Annotated in this window: 14 protein-coding genes; 3 read left to right on the plus strand and 11 right to left on the minus strand. The window is 68.9% G+C overall.

The window, feature by feature from the left end; genetic code table 11:
* Positions 1 to 21 precede the first annotated feature (21 nt).
* From OG407_RS39065 to OG407_RS39115, 11 genes are all read right to left on the minus strand, one after another.
* Positions 22 to 828, minus strand: coding sequence for an ABC transporter permease (locus OG407_RS39065; protein ID WP_405864650.1), 807 nt, complete (start codon positions 826 to 828; stop codon positions 22 to 24).
* On the minus strand, positions 828 to 1,631 hold the full coding sequence (locus tag OG407_RS39070) for an ABC transporter permease (protein ID WP_405864652.1): 804 nt from the start codon (positions 1,629 to 1,631) through the stop codon (positions 828 to 830). Before OG407_RS39070 ends, OG407_RS39065 begins: the two co-directional genes overlap by 1 nt.
* Position 1,632: 1 nt before the next feature.
* A complete protein-coding gene (locus OG407_RS39075; RefSeq protein ID WP_405864654.1) occupies positions 1,633 to 2,643 on the minus strand; it encodes an ATP-binding cassette domain-containing protein in 1,011 nt (336 codons plus the stop codon).
* Positions 2,644 to 2,677: 34 nt separating this feature from the next.
* A complete protein-coding gene (locus tag OG407_RS39080) occupies positions 2,678 to 3,850 on the minus strand; it encodes an MFS transporter (RefSeq protein WP_405864656.1) in 1,173 nt (390 codons plus the stop codon).
* Positions 3,847 to 6,729: a glycoside hydrolase family 2 TIM barrel-domain containing protein gene (locus OG407_RS39085; protein WP_405864658.1), complete on the minus strand. Its 2,883-nt coding sequence runs from the start codon at positions 6,727 to 6,729 to the stop codon at positions 3,847 to 3,849. Before OG407_RS39085 ends, OG407_RS39080 begins: the two co-directional genes overlap by 4 nt.
* 27 nt (positions 6,730 to 6,756) lie before the next feature.
* Positions 6,757 to 7,623 carry a carbohydrate ABC transporter permease gene (locus OG407_RS39090; RefSeq protein WP_405864660.1) on the minus strand — a complete coding sequence of 289 codons (867 nt, stop codon included), beginning with the start codon at positions 7,621 to 7,623 and terminating at the stop codon, positions 6,757 to 6,759.
* On the minus strand, positions 7,620 to 8,588 hold the full coding sequence (locus OG407_RS39095; RefSeq protein ID WP_405864662.1) for a carbohydrate ABC transporter permease: 969 nt from the start codon (positions 8,586 to 8,588) through the stop codon (positions 7,620 to 7,622). The genes OG407_RS39090 and OG407_RS39095 overlap by 4 nt, the downstream gene beginning before the upstream one ends.
* 20 nt (positions 8,589 to 8,608) lie before the next feature.
* Positions 8,609 to 9,874, minus strand: a complete 1,266-nt coding sequence (locus OG407_RS39100; RefSeq protein WP_405864664.1) for an ABC transporter substrate-binding protein — start codon at positions 9,872 to 9,874, stop codon at positions 8,609 to 8,611.
* 224 nt (positions 9,875 to 10,098) lie between these two features.
* Complete coding sequence (locus tag OG407_RS39105; RefSeq protein ID WP_405864666.1) at positions 10,099 to 11,961, minus strand: glycoside hydrolase; 1,863 nt, start codon at positions 11,959 to 11,961, stop codon at positions 10,099 to 10,101.
* Between the two features lie 11 nt (positions 11,962 to 11,972).
* On the minus strand, positions 11,973 to 13,223 hold the full coding sequence (locus tag OG407_RS39110) for an ROK family transcriptional regulator (RefSeq protein ID WP_403585061.1): 1,251 nt from the start codon (positions 13,221 to 13,223) through the stop codon (positions 11,973 to 11,975).
* A gap of 265 nt (positions 13,224 to 13,488) precedes the next feature.
* Complete coding sequence (locus OG407_RS39115; protein ID WP_405864669.1) at positions 13,489 to 14,733, minus strand: FAD-binding protein; 1,245 nt, start codon at positions 14,731 to 14,733, stop codon at positions 13,489 to 13,491.
* Between the two features lie 147 nt (positions 14,734 to 14,880).
* Here OG407_RS39115 and OG407_RS39120 point away from each other — a divergent pair, with 147 nt between their 5' ends.
* The 3 genes from OG407_RS39120 (at position 14,881) to OG407_RS39130 (ending at position 19,009) form a co-directional block, all read left to right on the plus strand.
* Positions 14,881 to 15,558 carry a pyridoxamine 5'-phosphate oxidase family protein gene (locus OG407_RS39120; protein WP_405864671.1) on the plus strand — a complete coding sequence of 226 codons (678 nt, stop codon included), beginning with the start codon at positions 14,881 to 14,883 and terminating at the stop codon, positions 15,556 to 15,558.
* A 387-nt stretch (positions 15,559 to 15,945) separates the two neighbouring features.
* Positions 15,946 to 17,274 carry a radical SAM protein gene (locus OG407_RS39125; protein WP_405864673.1) on the plus strand — a complete coding sequence of 443 codons (1,329 nt, stop codon included), beginning with the start codon at positions 15,946 to 15,948 and terminating at the stop codon, positions 17,272 to 17,274.
* Between the two features lie 214 nt (positions 17,275 to 17,488).
* Entirely contained in the window at positions 17,489 to 19,009 is a 1,521-nt protein-coding gene (locus tag OG407_RS39130) for a cellulose-binding domain-containing protein (RefSeq protein WP_405864675.1), read from the plus strand.
* Positions 19,010 to 19,038: the final 29 nt, after the last annotated feature.

Here is a 19,038-nt window from a genome sequence, read left to right on the forward strand (position 1 = left end):
GTCACAACTCCCGTGGCACGCTCACCCGTTGACGCCCGTGTAGTGGTTCAGGCTCCATCGCCACAGCAGCCGCGCCCCGAGATACGCCATTACGCCCACGAGCGGTGAGGCCGCCGCCAGCCAGTACGGGACGCCGGTGTCGTGGCCGTGCCCGGTCAGTACGGCGGCCGGGAGGTAGGCGACGAACGCGAGCGGAAGGGCGTAGGTGAGGAAGCCGCCGACCGCCCGGGGCAGGACGTTGAGCGGGTAGCTGCCGAAGGTGCCGAGGAGGTCCTCCAGCCAGCGGCTCCAGTAGTCCGCGGACGGGAAGCGGAGGGAGGCGCCGGCCACGGCCGTGAAGAGGGCCGCCTCCAGGAGCATGCCGCCGATGAGCGCGGCGATCAGATACGCGCTGCGGCCCGCCGTCCAGTCCAGGTGGCTGCGGTTGAGCGCGCCGATCATCAGGCCGGTCGCCACCGTCAGGTCGCCGATCGCGTTGGTGGGGAAGTACTCCAGCTGGGCCTGGCGGTGGACCGGCATCGGCCGCACCAGGTAGATGTCGATACGGCCCTCCTGGATGTACCGGCCGATGCCGTGCATACGGCCCAGGAACAGCACCATCAGGCCGTGCGCCATCATCCGCGTCGCCGGGATCAGCAGCACGTCCGAGCTGTCCCAGCCGCCCATCCCGGCGAACCGGGTGAGCAGCACCGTCGCGAACACGATCACCGACACCTGCCAGATCGCGCCGATCGCGATCATCAGCAAGAACTCGGTGCGGTACTCCAGTTGGGCACGGAAGTTGAGGCGCGTGATGCGCCACACGATCCGGACGGCATTCACACGCATCAACCTCCTTGGGCCACGACTCGACGGGCGGCGCGCCGCCACAGGAACCGGGTGAACAGGGACAGGGCCACCACCCAGGCGGTCTGCAGGGCGAGTTGGGCCCCCGCGTCGGACAACGGGACCCGGCCCACGTAGATCGAGAGCGGCACACTGAGCGTCGCCTGGAACGGCAGGAAGCGGCTCATCGTGATGAACCAGTCCGGGAAGAACCACAGCGGCGCGTACACCCCGGACAGCAGGTTCTGCGCGAAGATCAGGATCAACATCGCGGCCCCGTTGCGGAGCGTCCAGAAGCAGAGTTGGTCGATGACGAGCATGACGTAGTAGAGGACCAGCTGGCCGAGCAGCATGCTCAGCGCGAACACCCCTGCCGCGGCAGGTGACTTGGGCGGGTCCACGACCCCGGCCGCGAGGCAGACGACGTAGCCTGTCAGTGCCCAGGCCAGCCCGTACATCTGCTCGCCGAACGCCCGCAGCGCGTAGTAGCGCTGGGGTGGCAGCGGGCGCAGATACCAGTAGATGATCGTCCCGAAGTGCATGTGCTGAAGGACCGTGTCCCGGCCCGCGTACTGGTCCAACTCCCGCAGCCGGGAGGCGAGTACGGCCAGGACGGCGTACGTCACCGCCTGGTCGCGGGTGAGTCCGGCGGTGGCGCCGGTGTGCGCGTACAGGCCGCGCCACAGGGACGCCACCAGGACCACCTGCACGGTGAGGCGGAGCAGGGCGGCCGTGATGCGGGGTGGGGCGAGCAGTTCGCCGAGCGGGGTCACGCGGGCGGCGCGCCAGGCGTGCGGGGCGGCCATGTCAGGCCTCCTCGGCCGGCGGCCCGGCCTGGACGTAGGCGGCCCGCATCACGTCCTCCAACTCGGCCTCGTCCATGGCGACTTCGGTCACCTCGTACCGCTCGATGACCTGCTTCAGCGCCTGATGGACGGTCGGCCCCTCGGCTCCGTCCGGACCGAACACCACCTGCGGGCCGTCCCGCCGCACGAGCGCGATGCCGGGCAGGGCCACGACCTCGGCGTGCGCGTCGGCGAGCGTCGCGCGGATCTGCCAGGTCGAGCCGAACTTACGGCGGATCTCGTCGAGGGTGCCGTCCAGGACCAGCCGGCCGTGGTTGATGAGGACGACCCGCTCGGCGAGCCGGGCGACCTCGGTCATGTCGTGCGTGGTGAGCAGGACCGTACGGCCGCGCTCCTCCACCTGGTGCCGCAGGAACTCCCGCACCTGCTCCTTCACGACCACGTCCATGCCGATGGTCGGCTCGTCGAGGAAGACGACCGGCGGGTCGTGCAGCAGCGCGGCGGCCAGGTCACAGCGCACCCGCTGGCCCAGCGAGAGATGCCGGACCCGGGTGTCCCAGAAGGCGGACAGTTCGAGGATGTCGTCGAACTCCCGCAGCCGGGCCGCGTGTTGGGCCTTCGGCACCTCGTAGATGTCCCGCAGGATCGCGAACGACTCGCGCACCGGCAGGTCCCACCACAACTGGGTCCGCTGCCCGAACACCGCCCCGATGTTACGGGCGTTGCGCTCCCGCTCCTCGTACGGCACCACGCCCGCGACCCGGGCCTCGCCCGAGGTGGGCCTGAGGATGCCCGTGAGGATCTTGATGGTGGTGGACTTGCCGGCGCCGTTCGGGCCGAGCAGGGCGAGGAGTTCGCCCGGTGCGACGTCGAAGGTGACGTCGGAGACGGCGTGCTTGGGCACACGCTCCGGGTTCACGAGAGAGCGCAGACCGCCGACGAGACCCGGCCGCCGGACGGTCGTGTGGAAGGTGCGGGACAGACCGCGCACCTCGATGCTGCTCGCGCTCACTGGATCAGCCTTCGGGTGAGCCGGAACAGTGCGTTCATGACGCGGACCTCCTCGTCAGTCGGATCAGCCGGAGCGTCGCCAGCAGCGACGCGCCCGACAACACGGTCAACAGCCAGGGCACCGCGTGGATCCCGGAGGCCTCGATCCCGACGCCGAGCAACGGCGGAGCCGCCACTCCGCCGACGTTCGAGGCCGCGATCACCCACGCCCCCGCGCGCCTGGCCTGGGGGAGCGCCGAGTTGAGCCAGGCAAGGCCCGTCGGAAAGACCGGAGCGATGAACAAGCCAACACCGGCATACGCCACCGGTGCCACTCCTTTAACCAGCGTCAGCAGCAGACACACCGTCATCCCCGCCGCGCACACCGCGAGGATCCGCTCGGGGGCGTGCCGCAGCGTGATCGGTACGACGAGGAAGCGGCCCGCCGTCATCATCAGCCAGTACACCGAGGTCGCCGACGCGGCCACGGTCGCGGTGTAGCCGACCGTCTCCAGATGGGTCGGCTCCCAGCCGCCGACGCCCGCCTCCACGCCCACGTTGAGGATGTAGAGGACGAGGAAGCCGACGAGGATCCGGGACAGGCCCAGGCCTCTACTTCCGGTTGCTGCTGGTGGAGCGTCAGATACACGTGTACGTACGCCACTTGAGCCGGCGAACACCAGCACCGCCGCCAGCACCGCGCACGCCCCGAACGCGTACGGGTAGCCGTCCGGGCCCAGCCAGGCCACGATCGCCGGGCCGAGCACCGCCCCGATGCCGAAGTGCGCGTTGAGCACGTTCAGCATGGCGGTGGAACGGCCGCCGAAGCCCACGGCGAAGAGCTGGTTCAGGCCGTAGTCGATCCCGCCGAAGCCGAGGCCGGCGAGGAAGGCGGCGGCGAGCGCGAGGGGCCAGTCGGGCGCGAGTGCGAATCCGGCCGCGCCCGCCGCCATCAGGCCGTAACCCCACGCCAGCAGTGCCCTGTTGCTGATCCGGGAGTGGATCGCGTTGAAGGCGAGGACACCGGCGACGCCGCCCGCGAAGTGCAGGCTCAGACCGAGGGCGGCGGCCGAGGGGGACAGGCCGAACTCGTGGCGCAGGCCCGGGATCGCGGGGCCGTAGAGGGCCTGGAGCATGCCGATGAGGATGAAGCCGACGCAGGACGCGACCGCGGCCGACCGGGTGAAGAGCCGGTCGGCCGCAGACGATTCCGTGACTATGTCAGTCAACTGGTCTCCGGGGTTGTCGAGTTCACGGTTTCCGAGAACACGAAGGAGAACTCGGTGGGTCGGGCGTTCAGGAAGTACTGCGGGAGCGGGCCCGGGCCGCAGGACTGTGAGCCGATGCCGTGCTGTCCGTGGTCGAGGTTCACCCAGACCGTGTCTCCGGGGGTGAGGTCGGTGCGGTGAGTGGCCGCGTCGAGCTGCTCCGTGGTCCAGCGGCGGGCCGTGAACCAGAACTCCGGGTCGCCGTCGATGCGCAGCCCGCCGATCTCCGCCCAACGGACGTCGGGGCGGGCGCCGTTCTCCTGCGGGCGGACGTAGGGGGTCTGGAGGCCGTCGACCGTGGAGTCCCAATGGCCCAGCAGGGAGGCCGACTTGGTGTCGGGGTACCCCTCGCCGGGACCGCCGCCGAACCACCGCACCCGGTCCGCGCTCGCGTCGATACCGAAGCGGATGCCCAACCTCGGTAGCGGGAACGTCCAGTTGCCCTCGGGTGCCACGGACACGGTCAGCCGTACCCGCGAGCCGTCCGAGGTCCAGCGGTACACCGTGGCGAGGCCCACCTCCCAGGCGGCGGGTGCCACCCGGGTGCGTACGGTCAGGGCGTCCTCGCTCAACTCCACGCCGTCCAGCCGGTGGCGCATGCGATGCAGCCCGAACTTCCGCCAGAGCAGGCCGAATCGGACGTCGGTCTGCCAGGACGCGCCGTCGTCGTTGTCGGTGGGCGCCCGCCATATGTCGAGGCGGAGACCGGTGACGTCGACCGCGCCGATCGTCCTCAACTCACCTGTGCGGGCGTCGAAGGTGGCAGGGCCGAGGGTGATGCGCCGATCGTCGAGCACCGGCCCGGCGACGGCGGAGACGGACGGCAACGGGCGTGCCGCGACCGGGAACTGGCCCCAGCCGATGACATGTCCGGCGGGACCCCATGCGGTCTCGGCCGCGAGCGACGCCCGTACGGTCCACTGGGATTCCGCGCCGTTGGACTCCACGGGTGGCGCGGGCAGCTTGACGTCCGTCGACTCGCCGGGTGCGAGGGACGGCACGGTGAGGGTGCCCGACTCGACTGTCTCGCCGTCCACTTGGTACGACCAGGCGAAGGCCAGGGCGGACAGGTCGGCGAAGTCGTACGCGTTGGTGATGCGTACGGTGCCGTCCGCGCCGTCGCCCGTGATCCGGACCGGCTCGATCACCTTCTTGTACTCGGTCAGGCCGGGGGAGGGGGTGCGGTCCGGGAAGACCAGGCCGTCGCAGACGAAGTTCCCGTCGTGCAGCTCCTCGCCGAAGTCACCGCCGTACGCGAAGCCGAACCGCTCGTCCTTGATGCCGTGGTCGATCCACTCCCAGACGAAACCGCCCTGGAGCCGGTCGTACGACTCGAAGAGGCGCTGGTAGTCGGCGAGTCCGCCGGGGCCGTTGCCCATGGCGTGGGCGTACTCACAGAGGATGAAGGGGAGTTGGCGGCGCTGGTGGGTGCCGCCGTCCAGGCCCCGGCCGATGCGCTCGACCTCGGCGTGGTCGGCGTACATCCGTGAATAGACGTCCGTGTCACGGCAGTTGATGTCGCCCTCGTAGTGCACGAGGCGGGACGAGTCGCGGGCGTGGATCCACTCGGACATGGCGGTGAGGCCGCGACCGGTACCGGCTTCGTTGCCCAGGGACCAGATGACGATCGAGGGGTGGTTCTTGTCGCGTTCGACCATGCGGGCCGCGCGGTCGAGCAGCGCCGGGGTCCAGCGGTCGTCGTCAACGGGGTTGTCGCGCCAGGCCTGTTCGGTGAAACCGTGGGTCTCCAGGTCGCACTCGTCGATGACCCAGAGGCCGTACTCGTCGCACAGGTCCAGGAAGTCGGGGTGCGGTGGATAGTGCGAGGTGCGGACGGCGTTGATGTTGTGCCGCTTCATCAGCACCACGTCCTCGCGCATGGTCTCCAGGTCGAGGGCGCGGCCCTTCTCCGGGTGCCATTCGTGGCGGTTGACGCCCTTGAAGAGGATCGCCTTGCCGTTGACCTTGATCAGGCCGTCGGAGAGTTCGACGGTCCGGAAGCCGATGCGGAGGGGGATGCGTTCGCCCTCGGTGGTGAGCAACCCGTCGTACAGGTACGGGGTTTCGGCCGTCCAGGCTTCCACCGGCACGGTGACCGATTCACCCGTCGCGACATCGATGTCCAGGGCGGGCACGGTGACGCGGCCGTCGACGTCGGAGTCGACGCGGAGGGTGCCCTCGCCGCCGAGATGGTCGTAGGAGGCGTGCACGAAGAAGTCGAGGGCGCTGCCCGGCGGGCGGTGCAGCAGGGTGACGTCACGGAAGATGCCGGGCAGCCACCACTGGTCCTGGTCCTCCAGGTACGAGCCCGCCGACCACTGGTGGACACGGACGGCGAGCACGTTGCCGGAGGGCTTCAACAGGTGCCCGACGGCGAACTCGTGCGGCAGCCTCGACCCCTTGAACTCGCCGATGTCCGTGCCGTTCAGCCAGACGCGGGCGCAGGACTCCACACCGTCGAAACGCAGCACGGCCCCGCCGTCCGAGGGCCACTCGGACGGCAGGTCGAACGTGCGGAGGTGGTCGCCGGTCGGGTTCTCGGTCGGGACGCGGGGCGGGTCGACCGGGAAGGGGTAGAGGTGGTTGGTGTAGATGGGGGAGCCGTGCCCTTGCAGGACCCAGTGGCCGGGGACCGTGACCTCGGCCCAGTCCCCGGCGTCGTAGCCCTCCCCGGCGAACGAGTCGTCCTCGGCGTCGGCCGTCGCCGACACACGGAGACGCCAACTGCCGTTCAGTGACAGTGACTTCGCGTCCGAGGACGCGTACCGGGCGCGGGGTGGGAGGGCTCCGCTGCCCGGGGAGACGTCCTCGATGTAGTCGGCGGCGGTGCTGGAAGTCATCGGTCTCCAGGTCGTGAGATGCGGGTGTCAGCCCTTGATGCCGGTCTGCGCGATGCCCTGGACCAGCCAGCGCTGGAGGAAGAGGAACACGAAGATCAGGGGGAGGATGGAAACTGCGGCGGCCATGAAGATGAGATGGAAGTTGACGGTCTGGTTCGTCATGAATGACGACAGGGCGATCTGGACGGTCCAGGAGTCCGGGTCCTGGCCGATGACCAGCGGCCAGAGGAACGCGTTCCAGCCGCTGATGAACGTGATCGTGGCGATCGCCGCGAAGAAGTTCAGCGAGTTGGGCACGACGATCCGCCAGTACGCGCCCCAGTAGCCGAGCCCGTCCACGCGTGCCGCCTCCTCCAACTCCTTGGGGAACCCCAGGAAGTACTGCCGGAAGAGGAAGCACGTGAAACCACTGAAGAGGCCCGGGATGATGAGACCCCGGTAGGTGTCGACCCAGCCGAGCGACGAGACGAGCACGAAACTCGGCACGAAGGTCACGGCGGTGGGGACCATCAGGGTCGCCAGGACGGCGTAGAAGACCTTGTTGGAGTGCTTGTACGGGATGCGGGCCAGGCCGTAGCCGGCCAACGAGCAGACCAGGAGCGTGCCTACGGTCATCAGGACGGCAACGACCAGGGAGTTCCACAGGGCGCGGCCGAACTGGACGGTGGGGTCGTCGAACAGCTCGGAGATGTTGCCCCACTGGAAGGAGGGGAGCAGCTTCCAGTTCTCGCCGGTGATCTCCGGGTCGGTGGAGAGGGCGTTGCGGACGATCAGGTAGAAGGGGAGCAGGAAGAGCAGAGCGGCGACGCCGACGGCGAGATACAGGCCGGTGTTGGCGAGGATGCTGCCGCGCTTCTTGCGGTTCTTGCCCAACTGCGGTGCGGTGGTGGTCACTTGGCCTCCTCCCCCCTTCCGAAGCCCATGATCTTGCCCTGGGCGAGGGTGACGATGCAGATCAACAGGGACAGGATGACCGCGCCCGCGCTGCCGGCGCCGTAGTCCTGGTTCGTGCCGAGGGCTGTCTTGTACAGCTCCATGAGCGGGGTCTGGGCCCAAGTGGCCTTGGTCCCGATGATGTTGAAGAACTCGTCGAACGCCTGGTACGCGGCGACGAGTAGCAGCAGGACCACCGCGGTGGAGGTGGCACGGAGCTGAGGCAGCGTGATGTACCAGAAGGTCTGCCAGCCCCGCTTGGCGCCGTCGATGGCGGCGGCCTCGTACAGCTCCGCCGGGATGTTCTGCAGCGCCGCCAGGAACAGGATCATGTAGAAGCCGGCCTGGATCCACAGGCGCAGGCTCACGATGACGAGCCAGTACCAGGGCGGGCTCGGGTTGGCCAGATAGGCGATGTTGTCGACGCCGAACCAGCCGAAGACGGTGTTCATCAGGCCGAAGCGGACGCCGCTGAAGATGGACATCTTCCAGATCAGGGCGGCGGCGACGTACGACACGGCGGTCGGCAGGAAGAACACCGACCGGAAGAACGCCCGCATGAACCGCAGTTGGTTCACCAGCAGGGCCAGACCCAGTGACAGTGCCCACGTGGTCGGCACGATGAACACGGCGAACACCGTGAACGTCAGGAGCGAGTCGGGGAAGTTGCTGTTCGTCAGGATCTGCTTGTAGTTGTCGAAGCCGACGAAATGGCTCGGGGTGACGGTGTAGCGCGCGTCGAAGAAGCTGAGCCAGATGCTCCATCCGATGGGGACGAAGACGAAGATCACCAGGCCGATGAGGAACGGGCCGGTGAAGAGCCAGAAGTTCAGGGTGGCGCTGGACCGCAGGCCCCGCCGCGGCCGGGCCTTGGAGGCCTTGGCCGGGGCGGGCTGGGCGACCCCGCGCGTGGTGGTGGTCGACATGGTCTGTTCCGTCCGCCGGCCTATCCGAACAGCTTCTTGAGCTCGACGTTGACCTTCTTGTCGCAGGCGTCGAGCGCCGCCTCCGGGTTGCCGTTCTTGCGCACGGAGTTCGCGATCACGTCGGCGAACGCGGTGATCATGACCTGGTCGAAGCCGATGTTGTCGAAGTGGCCGTAGTCGGTGAAGAGCTTGACGCCCTCGGCGGGCAGGCCGGACTTGAGCTTGGTGGCCGAGTTGGCGATCGAGGTGCGCGGCGGGATGTGGAAGCCGTAGGAGGTCGCCCAGTCCTCCTGGTACTTCTTCTGCTCGATCCACAACCACTTGACGTACGCCTTGGCCGCCTCGACGTTCTCGCCCTTCGCGTTGACGAACATCGACCAACCGCCGTTGTAGACCGACTGCTTGCCACTGCTGCCGATGCTGGGGAAGGGGAAGATGCCCAGGTCGTCGCCGAGTGCCTTCTGCATGACCGGCATGGACCACATGCCGCCCCACTGGATGGCGCACAGACCCTGGTCGAGCGAGGAGGGGTCCCAGAAGTCGGTGGGGGCGTCGAGGAGCACGTTGCCGCTGGTGAAGAGCTGGCGGAGCTGCTTGAGGCCCTGGACCACCCCGTCCGTGTGGTACGCGATCTGGTTGTTCGCGTCGAGCGTGTCCGCGCCGGCCGACCAGATGATCGGGTTCTGGATCGCGGTGAAGTCGTTGCCGAGGTAGACGCCCTTGACCTTGTTGGTGGTGAGCTTGGCGGCGGCCTCCAGCAGCTCGTCGAGGGTGGTCGGCACGTCGACCTTGGCCTTCTCCAGCATCGACTTGCGGTAGTAGAAGAACTGCGGGTCGTCGATCATCCGAATCCCGTAGATCTTGCCGTCGACCGTGTGCGACTTGATGTCGGCCGGGTTGAAGTCGTCCTTGACCGGATCGATGATGTCGCTCAGGTCGGCGACCTGGCCGCTCTTGACCAGCTGCAGCTGCGGGTGGAACTCGAAGACGTCGGGCGCCTGCTTGGTGAGCAGGGACGAGAAGAGCTTGGCCTCGAAGTTGTTGCCGGTGATCCAGTTCGTGGTCACGTCGGCCTTGGAGTACGCCTTGGCATACCGCTTGATGGCCTGCTCGGTCCCGGCCTCGCCGTACGCGTGGAAGTACTGGACGAGCTGCTTGCCCGAACCGGACCCCCCGCCCCGCCCGTTGTTGCCGCCGCACGCGGCCAGTGTTCCCGCCGCGGCCATTCCCGCGGCTGCCCGGAATATCGATCGGCGGGACCAGTTGCTGTTGCTCATTGCCGACATGGTGACGTCCTTGTCTCTCGCGCGGCTGCGGCTCCACGGCTCCACGACTGAGTGGCGGCCGTTGGCTCAAATCGAGGTGCGGTGCGGGACGTTAACCTTCGCCTAAGCCTTCGGCAAGGGGTTGGACGAAGTCTGTTCGAAGCGTTGTGTAGTGTTCGGAATACCGGACGTGACGAAGGCGCGGGCCGCCGCGAAGGCGACCCGCACCCGTACTCAGGTGGTCATTACACCTTTGACCAGGCCTCGTTGGACCCGCCGTTGCAGTTGTAGAGGATCACCTTGCTGCCGTCCGCGGTCGCCTGCCCGCTCACGTCGAGGCACTTCCCGGACGCCTCGCTGAGGATCTGTCCGTTGCCGTTCAGCAGCCATCGCTGGCCGGGATCACCGGTGAAGGCGGCGGCGGTCGTCAGTCCCGAACTCCCCACCGTCAGATACCCGTTGGCGGTTTTCAGGCCGCCCTTCGCGTCGTACGACCACGCCTGTTCGGCCCCGCCCGTGCAGGTGCCGAGCGCGGCTCCCGAGGTGTCGGCGGTCAGGCACTTGCCGGACTGATTGCCCTTGAGGGCGCCGGTGATCGCCGAACTCCCGTGTCCCCTATGGTCCTTGCTGCTCTTCTGGTCGAAGACGTACGTCGTGATCGAGCGGGCCGCGAGGCTCGTGGACACCGTGGAGCCGCTCACGTCCGGCTTCGCGACCTTCGCCCAGTTCTCCGTGGCCGAGGTGCGAACCGCCTGCGTCGCCCGCACCGGGACCTTGCTGTTGAAGTGCAGATTCAGCGAAGTGTCCGTCGTGTTCTGGTTGTTGACCACCACGACCCACTTGCCGTCCCGGTCGTACGAGCTGACCTCGACACCGCTCGGCGCACCCGTCACGTTGTGCGCGACGGAGCCCGGTGTCACGAACTTGCTGTACTGGCCGAGCGCGTAGTACCGCTTGGTGAAGTACAGGGTCTGGTTGCCGTTCGTCGCGTAGTCGGGGTCGTAGTAGATCAGCCCGTCGTTCCAGCCGACGTCGTTGCGCGCGGCCGGGTCCGTGCCGTAGCCGCTCGCGAGCGCCACCCACCACTGGAACGCCGAGTCGTGCGAGGTCGCGAAGTCCTTGTAGATGATGCGGGACATGAGCAGGGCGTTGTCGATCGTCGGGTCGTACTCCTGGTTCCAGCCCGTTCCGCCCTTGCCGAAGCAGCAGATCTCGGTGGCCCAGGAGGGCTTGCCGACCGTCTTCGCCGTCTCGTAGACGTTGCCCAACTGGCCGTCGTTCGGGTTGTTGTACGTGTGGTGCGCGAGCTTCGACACGTACTGCGCGGTGTCCGGCTGCGAGATCCACTGCGGGACCTCCGTGCTGAAGCTGACCGTGCTGCTCGACTCGTCGGCGATGATGCTCGTCCTCTGGTGCCGGGCCCGCTGCTCGGCTCCCAACGCCCGCACGATGTCGTCGCGTTGGTCGACGGTGACCTGCATGCCCTCCTGGCCGCAGTCGCCGAAGTCGTTGTTGGGTTCGTTGAAGGGGCTGATGTAGTCGAACTTCGCGCCCTGTTTGGCGAAGTGGGCGGTGACGTCGGCGATGTACTTCGCGTAGTCGCTCTCGTTCGCCGGCTTCAACTGGCCGCCGCAGCTCTGCCCGTTGGTCGTCCACTGTGCGGGCGCGCTGTTGACGAAGCCGATCAGGTCCTGCACGCCGTACTTCGCGGCGTACCTGAGGAACGTCCGACCGCCCTTGTCCTTGCTCCAGTCGTACGTGCCGTCCGAGGTGAGGAAGTCCTGGGCGGCACGGGCCGGGGTGGTGACCGCGGTGCCGCCACCGCCGATGTTGTAGCGGTACGAGGAGAGGTCCAACCCCTTGGCGGAGAAGAGGAGTTGGGCGACCCGGGCCTGGACCGCGGGTGTGAAGTGCTGCAGGTCGTTGACCCACCAGGCGCCGGACGCGCCGATGTTGTCGATGGTCTGGGCCGCGTGGGGGGAGACTTCGGCCGGTGCGACGCCGTCGGCGTTCGCGGGCGGCGCGGAGAGCAGGGCCCCGGTGACAGCCAGCGCGGCTGCCGCTGTCGCGAGGATCGTTCTCCTGGAGTGGGGGTGAGTCACGTGCATCCCTTCCGTCGTCATGAAGGTGGTGCGGTACGGCTCCTTGCGGGGGTGGCGCGTTTGCTTGCCCTCTGCCCGACCGACTGAAGTGCCCCTTCCAGCGCGAACGTTGCCGCGCCCAGGCACGCCGGGTCGGTGAGGATGGGGGAGAGGACGATCCGGGTGGCGGCGAACGGCCGCCTGAGCGCGTGCCGTTGGACGGCCTCACGCACCTCGTGCAGCAGGGGTTCACCCAGCCTGCGGGCCACCCAGCTGCTGAGCACGACGACTTCGGGGTTGAGGATGTTGACCAGGTTGGCGATGCCCGCACCGATGTAACGGGCCGTCTCCCGCACGACCTTGAGGGCCACGGGGTCGTTCGCGTCCACGCCGTGGGCCAGGGCGTCGATGGTGGCCGTCTGGTCCTCGGAGTGCAGCAGCGGGCTGCGCGGGCTCAACTCCCGTAGGTTCAGCATGATTCCGGGCGCGCCGACGTATGCCTCGACGCAGCCGTGGTTGCCGCAGCGGCACAACCGCCCGTCCAGCACGAGCGTCGTATGGCCCCACTCGCCGGCGCTGTTGCTCACCCCCCGGTACAGCGCCCCGCCGAGCGCGAGCCCCGCCCCGACGCCGGTCCCGAGGTTGACCACCACCGCGTCCCCGCGCCCACGCGCCGCCCCGAACCACATCTCGGCGACCGCGCAGGCGCGCAGCGGATTGTCCAAGTACAGGGGATAGGCGATCACTTCGGACAGCAGGTCGAGCAACGGCACGTCGTGCCAGTCCCAGTTGGGCGCGTACTCCGAGATGCCGGTGTCGCGGTCCACCTGCCCCGGCACGCTCACCCCGACGCCCAGCACGCGCGCGCCCTCGATGCCGGCCTGCGCGACCACCGAGCCGACGGCGGCGGCCACATGGCTCACCACCTGCTCGGGCAGGCTCTCGCCGGGACGCATGTCCTCGTCGGCACGGGCCAGCACGTTCAGTGCCAGGTCGAAGAGTTCGACATGGACGTACGTCTCCGCGATGTCGACGCCGATCAGCGCGCCCCCCGACGCGTTGACCGCCACGAGACCGCGCGGGCGGCCTCCCGCCGAGTCCTCGAAACCGACCTCGGTGATCATCCGGAGGTCGAGCAGCTCACCGACGAGCGTGGCCACCGTCGCCAGGCTCAGCCCGGTGGCGGCGGCCAACTCCTGCCGGGAGGTGGGCGATTCGGCGATGATCTGGCGCAGCACCTCGTAACGGTTCGCGGTACGGATGTCGCGTGACGTGCCTCGCCGCTTCATCGAGCTCCCCTCGCCGGCAAGCACCGGGTGTACGAGTGCTTTTCCTGCCGGGGGTCCGGGGGGTGTCCCCCGGGAAGGCACAGTGCCGGAGCGGTCGCCATCCCTTCCCCCTTGCGTCATGCCGAGGCACGACGGCACCGGCGCGGCGCAAGGCTATGGGCAGCGGGCGACGTTCGACAAGGGGTTAGGAAAGGGGCCATACAAAGTCGGTCACCGGGCGGTCGCAGGAGCGGCCACCCGGTCGGCCGCGCAGCCAGTCGCGCGGTCAGTCGCCCAGCACGTCCCGGACGAAGGAGTTGGCGAACTTGCCCTCCGGGTCGAGGTCCCGCGCCAGCGCCGCGAAGTCGCCGAGCCGGGGATAGCGCCCGCGCAGCACCTCTGCCGGAGTGGTGAACACCTTGCCCCAGTGCGGCCGTGCGTCGAAGGCGTCCAGTGCCTCCTCCAGCCGTCGCACCACGGGCAGCACCGCCTCCGTGTCCTCGATCCAGGTGAAGTGCAGGGCGACCGTGTCCCGCCCGTACGAGGGGCTCAGCCACTGCGCGTCGGCGGCGATCGTCCGCACCTCGCAGATCTGCAGCACACCGGCGACCGTCTCCCGGATGCCGTCGACCGCATACAGCGCGTCGAGTGCGGCCGACCGCGGCAACAGGTACTCCGACTGCAGCTCCGCCCCGCTGCTCGGCGTGAACTCCGCCCGGAAATGCGGCAGTCGCTCGTGCCACGGCCCCACCACCCCGAGCTGCTCGGTGGTGTTCACCGCGGGCATCCCCGGCACCGGGTGCAGCGCCTCGGTCGCCGGCGCGGCCCAGGGGAAGTCGGGCACCGGCTGGTCGGTGCGCCGCTTCAGCCACACCTGTCCGAAGCGCGGCTTCCGCCAGTCGGTGAACAGACTCACGCTGTACGCCGACGCCGCCACCGTCTCGAAGTCCAGCCCGGCGAGCGGGAGTTCGGTGAAGACGTACTGCTCGACCTCGAAGGCCGGCTCCAGGTCGAGGGTGAGCGAGGTGACGACGCCGAGCGCGCCGAGGGAGGTCACGGCACCGTCGAAGCGGTCGTCGCCGCGTGCGATCGTGACCGTGGAACCGTCCGCCGTGACGATCTCGACCTCGCGGACGGCCGACGCGAGCGAGCCGTTGCGGACGCCCGAACCGTGCGTGCCGGTCGCCACCGAACCGGCCACCGAGATGTGCGGCAGGGACGCCATGTTGGGCAGCGCGAGCCCGTGCCCGTCCACCCGGCGGGCCAGCTCCGCGTACCGGACGCCGCCCGAGACCCGTACCGTCCGGGCCGTCGTGTCCACGTCGAACTCGGGCGGCAGGGTGGCGATCGACAGCAGGGTCCCGTCGGGGCCCGGCTCGGCGATCTCGTTGAAGGAGTGGCCGCTGCCCAGCACCCTCACCCGTGCGCTCTCGGCCACGAGGGTCCTGAGGGCGTCGAGTGTGCGCGGGCGGTGGAGTTCCTTCGCCGCGTAGGTGATGTTGCCGGCCCAGTTGGTGACCGTCTCCGTCATCCCTGCCGTCCCTCCGGGTGTACGCGTTTTCCCCGACCTTCTCACCTCTTGACGGCTGATACGGATTTCGTTGATATGTGGTGATGAGACAGGCCTGATGGGTGAATGTGTAGCCATATTGCTGCGATATCGGTAGCCTCCGGCGATATGACCTCTCCCGGCCCCGCCCCCGACCCGCTCCCCGTCACCGACCTCACCCGGCATCGCCGCCTCGCCGAACAGGGCAGCCTCGACCGTGCCGACCTGGAGGCGATCCTCGACGCCGGTTTCGTCTGTCACCTGGGGGTCGTGATCGAGGGGCGGCCGGTTGTAGTCCCCACGGTGTACGGGAGGTACGGGCGGGAGCTGTACGTCCACGGGTCCGTCGCGAGTCGTAGCCTCGCGGGTGGAGCCCCCGTGTGTGTCACCGTCACGCATGTCGACGGGCTGGTGCTGGCCCGGTCGGTGTTCGAGCACGGGGTGAACTACCGCAGCGCGATGATCCACGGGGTGCCCCGCAAGGTCACCGACCCGGAGGAGAAGCTGGCCGGCCTGCGCCGCCTCACCGAACATGCGACGCCAGGGCAGTGGTCGTACGCCAGGCAACCGAACCGCAAGGAACTCGCGGCCACCACCCTCCTCGCCCTCTCCTTGGAGGAGGCGTCGGTCAAGATCCGTACCGGCGCCCCCGACGACGGCGACGGCCCGGACGCGGACCTGCCCGTATGGGCGGGAACCCTGCCCCTGACCTCGACCTGGGGCACACCCGTACCGGACCCCCTACTGCCTCCGGGCATCCCGCTACCGGCCCACATCGCAAGCCGCGAGGGAACCAAGCAGACCTGACCCGCCGCGCACCGATCAACGCCCCCGCCCCACCCCCTCAGGGGCGCGGGGAACTGCGCACCCACCCACAACACACCCGCACTCCGCAAACAACCAGAGCCTCACCCCCTCAGGGGCGCGGGGAACTGCGCACCCACCCACAACACACCCGCACCCCGCAAACAACCAGAGCCTCACCCCCTCAGGGGCGCGGGGAACTGCGCACCCAGCCACAACACACCCGCACCCCGCAGACAACCCAAGCCCCCACCCCCGACCCGCCCCCCCCGGTCAAACCCACCTGAACCGCACCACACCGGCCCCCCGCTCCACCCGCCCAACCGCCGGAGGCATACCGTGAGGAGTCGTACGCCTGAGCAGGGCGCCTGAGCCGGGAGGAGATACGGGATGGGCAGCCGCACCGCGCTGGTCGAGGATCTGATGGAGCGCTTTCCGCATGTGCCGCGGGAGGCCGTCTTCAAGGAGGACCTGCTGCGCGGGGGAGTCGCCTTCGACCCGTCCGCGCTCAGCGACAACGAGGGCGGTGAGGTGAAGCCGAAGTCGTACTTCATCTTCTCCTTCGACCACGGCACCCTGCCCGAGCTGGGCGAGGCCGCGCTCCGCCGCCCGCCGGAGGAGATCATCCTCACGGGTGGCCCGTACGACCTGCGACGGACCGTCGTCTCCGTGCGGGTGAACCCGACCTCGCCGTACCGCGTGGCCTCCGACGAGGACGGTGTCCTCGGGCTGTACCTCGACGGGAAGCGGATCGCGGACGTCGGTGTGCCGCCGATGCCGGAGTACTACCGGCACAAGCTCGCCAGCGGGAAGTCCGTCATGGAGGTGGCCCCGACCATCCAGTGGGGCTACCTGATCTACCTGACCGTCTTCCGCGTCTGCCAGTACTTCGGCGCCAAGGAGGAGTGCCAGTACTGCGACATCAACCACAACTGGCGCCAGCACAAGGCCGCCGGGCGGCCGTACACGGGCGTCAAGGACGTGGAAGAGGTCCTCGAAGCCCTGGAGATCATCGACCGGTACGACACCGCCAAGGTGTCCACCGCCTACACCCTCACCGGCGGCGCGATCACCAAGACCGTCGCCGGGCGCGACGAGGCCGACTTCTACGGCCACTACGCCAAGGCCATCGAGGAGCGCTTCCCGGGCCGCTGGATCGGCAAGGTCGTGGCGCAGGCGCTGCCGAAGGACGACGTGCAGCGCTTCAAGGACTACGGCGTGCAGATCTACCACCCCAACTACGAGGTGTGGGACGAGTATCTGTTCAAGCTGCACTGCCCCGGCAAGGAGCGCTACGTCGGCCGCGCCGAGTGGCACAAGCGGATTCTCGACTCGGCGGAGATCTTCGGCGCGCGCAACGTGATCCCCAACTTCGTCGCGGGCGTGGAGATGGCGGAGCCGTTCGGCTTCAAGACCGTCGACGAGGCGATCGCGTCGACGACCGAGGGCCTGCGCTTCTTCATGTCGCAGGGCATCACACCCCGCTTCACCACCTGGTGCCCCGAGCCCACCACCCCGCTGGGCAAGGCCAATCCGCAGGGCGCTCCGCTGGAGTACCACATCCGGCTGCTGGAGGCCTACCGCGCGACGATGGAGGACTTCGGCCTCAAGTCCCCGCCCGGATACGGCGAACCGGGCCCCGGCCGCGCGGTCTTCTCCGTCAGCTCCTTCATGGACAGTCTCCCCGCCGAGCACGCCGAGGAGCCCGCGCCTTTGTAAGGTAACGGTGTGGCCAACTCCTGCGACTGGTGAGCCGGGAGAGGCTCGGACACGTACAACTGCACAGAGGCGACTGACAGTCACCGCAATTGAATACCCGGCTTGTCAGTTGTGTGGGATGCGTGAAAGGCTCTGGCCCTGTCACGAGGCAGCCCCCCTCCAACTTGCTTACTGTCAGAGCTAGTTGGCCGTCATTCGTGGATGCAGGAGACCCATGCCCGACCTGCCGACTCCTCAGGACGCCGCTGAGGCAGCGCTGTTCACCGAGAGCTGGGACGCCGTGCTGTCCTACGCCGACCTGTGCACGTCCGGAGCCGCTTCGGCCACCGAACTGGCCAGTGAGGCCTTCGCGCTCGGCATCCAGGAGGCCCGCTCCGCCGGGTCCGGTCCGATGCGCGGCCCGGCCCGCCGGGTGCTGCCGGTGATACCGCTGCTGCTGACCGCCGTACGGACCACGGCCGCTACGTGGGAACTCGCCGGGCGGGGGCACCGGCTCGACCCCGAACTGCGGCTGTGGCTCAACTCGGAGAAGGCGGCCCGCTATCACGACATGCCGTTGCAGCGCCCGATCGCGCTGCGCGGCCTGCGGGACCTTCAGGAGGCGGACGCGGCGCTGCTGTGGCTGGCCGAGGTGGAGGCGCTGCCGTTGCCCGTCGTGGCCCGCCGGCTCAGCCTCGACCCGGCGGTCGTCTCCAGTGAACTCGCCCAGGTGCGGGCCCTGTTCAGGGACCGCTGCCACCGCAACCACCTCGACACACCGATGGACGCGGAGTGCCGCAGCTACGCCCGGCTGCTGGACGCCGTGACCCGTTCACCGGCCGCCGACACCCCTGAGGATCTCTCCCGGCACCTCGCCACCTGCGTGCAGTGCGCGGAAGCGGCTGCCTGCCTCCGACTGGCGGGTGGCGGACTGCCTGCCGCCCTCGCGGGCGGGGTGATCGGCTGGGGCGGGCTCGCCTATCTGGAGCGCCGCCGCCGGGCCGCCGAGGTACGGCTGGGCGCGGGGCGTCCCGCGGCCGAACTGGAGGCCGGGGAACCGAAGGAGGGCGCGAGCAAGGCGCGTCTCGTACGCAACAGCCTGCTCGCCGCGGCCGTCCTGCTGTCGCTGGTGGCGCTCGGGGTGTCGATGATGCCGATGGGCGGCTCCGGGCACGACAACACGGCCAGCGACGACGCCGACAGTCAGCCGGTGGGCGATCCCGCCCCCACCCTGTCGTCCGTCGGCGCCCACCCGTCGGGCACGGCCACGTCGTCCCCCCGGCCCACGGCGAGCGGCACGGCGACCGAGTCCGGGGACAAGAACCCCGACACGGAACCCCAGGGCACCGCCTCGGCCACGGCGGGCAACTCACCCGATCCGACGAGGAGTTCGGGCTCGGGTTCAGGTTCCGGATCAGGGTCGGGTTCGGGTACGACCGCGCCGGCGAGCTGCGACGTCACGTACGACCTCGTCAACCAGTGGCCCGACGGCTTCCAGGCCTCCGTCACCGTCACCACCACCAAGGCCCTCGACACCTGGCGCGTCGCCTGGTCCTACCGCGACGGCCAGCAGGTCACCCAGATGTGGGACGCGAGCGTCGCCCAGAACGGCTCCCGGGTGACCGCGACCGCCGCCGACTACAACAAGAACGTCGCCGCGGACGGCAGCTTCACCTTCGGCTTCCTCGGGACGTGGGACAACAGCAAGAACTCGGCCCCGTACGGCTTCACGCTCAACGGCGCGGCCTGCAAGTAGTCCGACCCGTCCCCGTCTCCTTGGACGGG

The organism is Streptomyces sp. NBC_01515, assembly GCF_045040345.1.
In the GTDB taxonomy this organism is placed as follows: Bacteria; Actinomycetota; Actinomycetes; order Streptomycetales; family Streptomycetaceae; genus Streptomyces.

Bases quoted from the DNA above. Each gene is read 5' to 3' on its own strand.
- OG407_RS39065 (WP_405864650.1), bottom strand. From the start codon at position 828: ATGCGTGTGAATGCCGTCCGGATCGTGTGGCGCATCACGCGCCTCAAC.
- OG407_RS39070 (WP_405864652.1), bottom strand. From the start codon at position 1,631: ATGGCCGCCCCGCACGCCTGGCGCGCCGCCCGCGTGACCCCGCTCGGC.
- OG407_RS39085 (WP_405864658.1), bottom strand. From the start codon at position 6,729: ATGACTTCCAGCACCGCCGCCGACTACATCGAGGACGTCTCCCCGGGC.
- OG407_RS39095 (WP_405864662.1), bottom strand. From the start codon at position 8,588: ATGTCGACCACCACCACGCGCGGGGTCGCCCAGCCCGCCCCGGCCAAG.
- OG407_RS39100 (WP_405864664.1), bottom strand. From the start codon at position 9,874: ATGTCGGCAATGAGCAACAGCAACTGGTCCCGCCGATCGATATTCCGG.
- OG407_RS39105 (WP_405864666.1), bottom strand. From the start codon at position 11,961: ATGCACGTGACTCACCCCCACTCCAGGAGAACGATCCTCGCGACAGCG.
- OG407_RS39110 (WP_403585061.1), bottom strand. From the start codon at position 13,223: ATGAAGCGGCGAGGCACGTCACGCGACATCCGTACCGCGAACCGTTAC.
- OG407_RS39115 (WP_405864669.1), bottom strand. From the start codon at position 14,733: ATGACGGAGACGGTCACCAACTGGGCCGGCAACATCACCTACGCGGCG.
- OG407_RS39120 (WP_405864671.1), top strand. From the start codon at position 14,881: ATGACCTCTCCCGGCCCCGCCCCCGACCCGCTCCCCGTCACCGACCTC.
- OG407_RS39125 (WP_405864673.1), top strand. From the start codon at position 15,946: ATGGGCAGCCGCACCGCGCTGGTCGAGGATCTGATGGAGCGCTTTCCG.
- OG407_RS39130 (WP_405864675.1), top strand. From the start codon at position 17,489: ATGCCCGACCTGCCGACTCCTCAGGACGCCGCTGAGGCAGCGCTGTTC.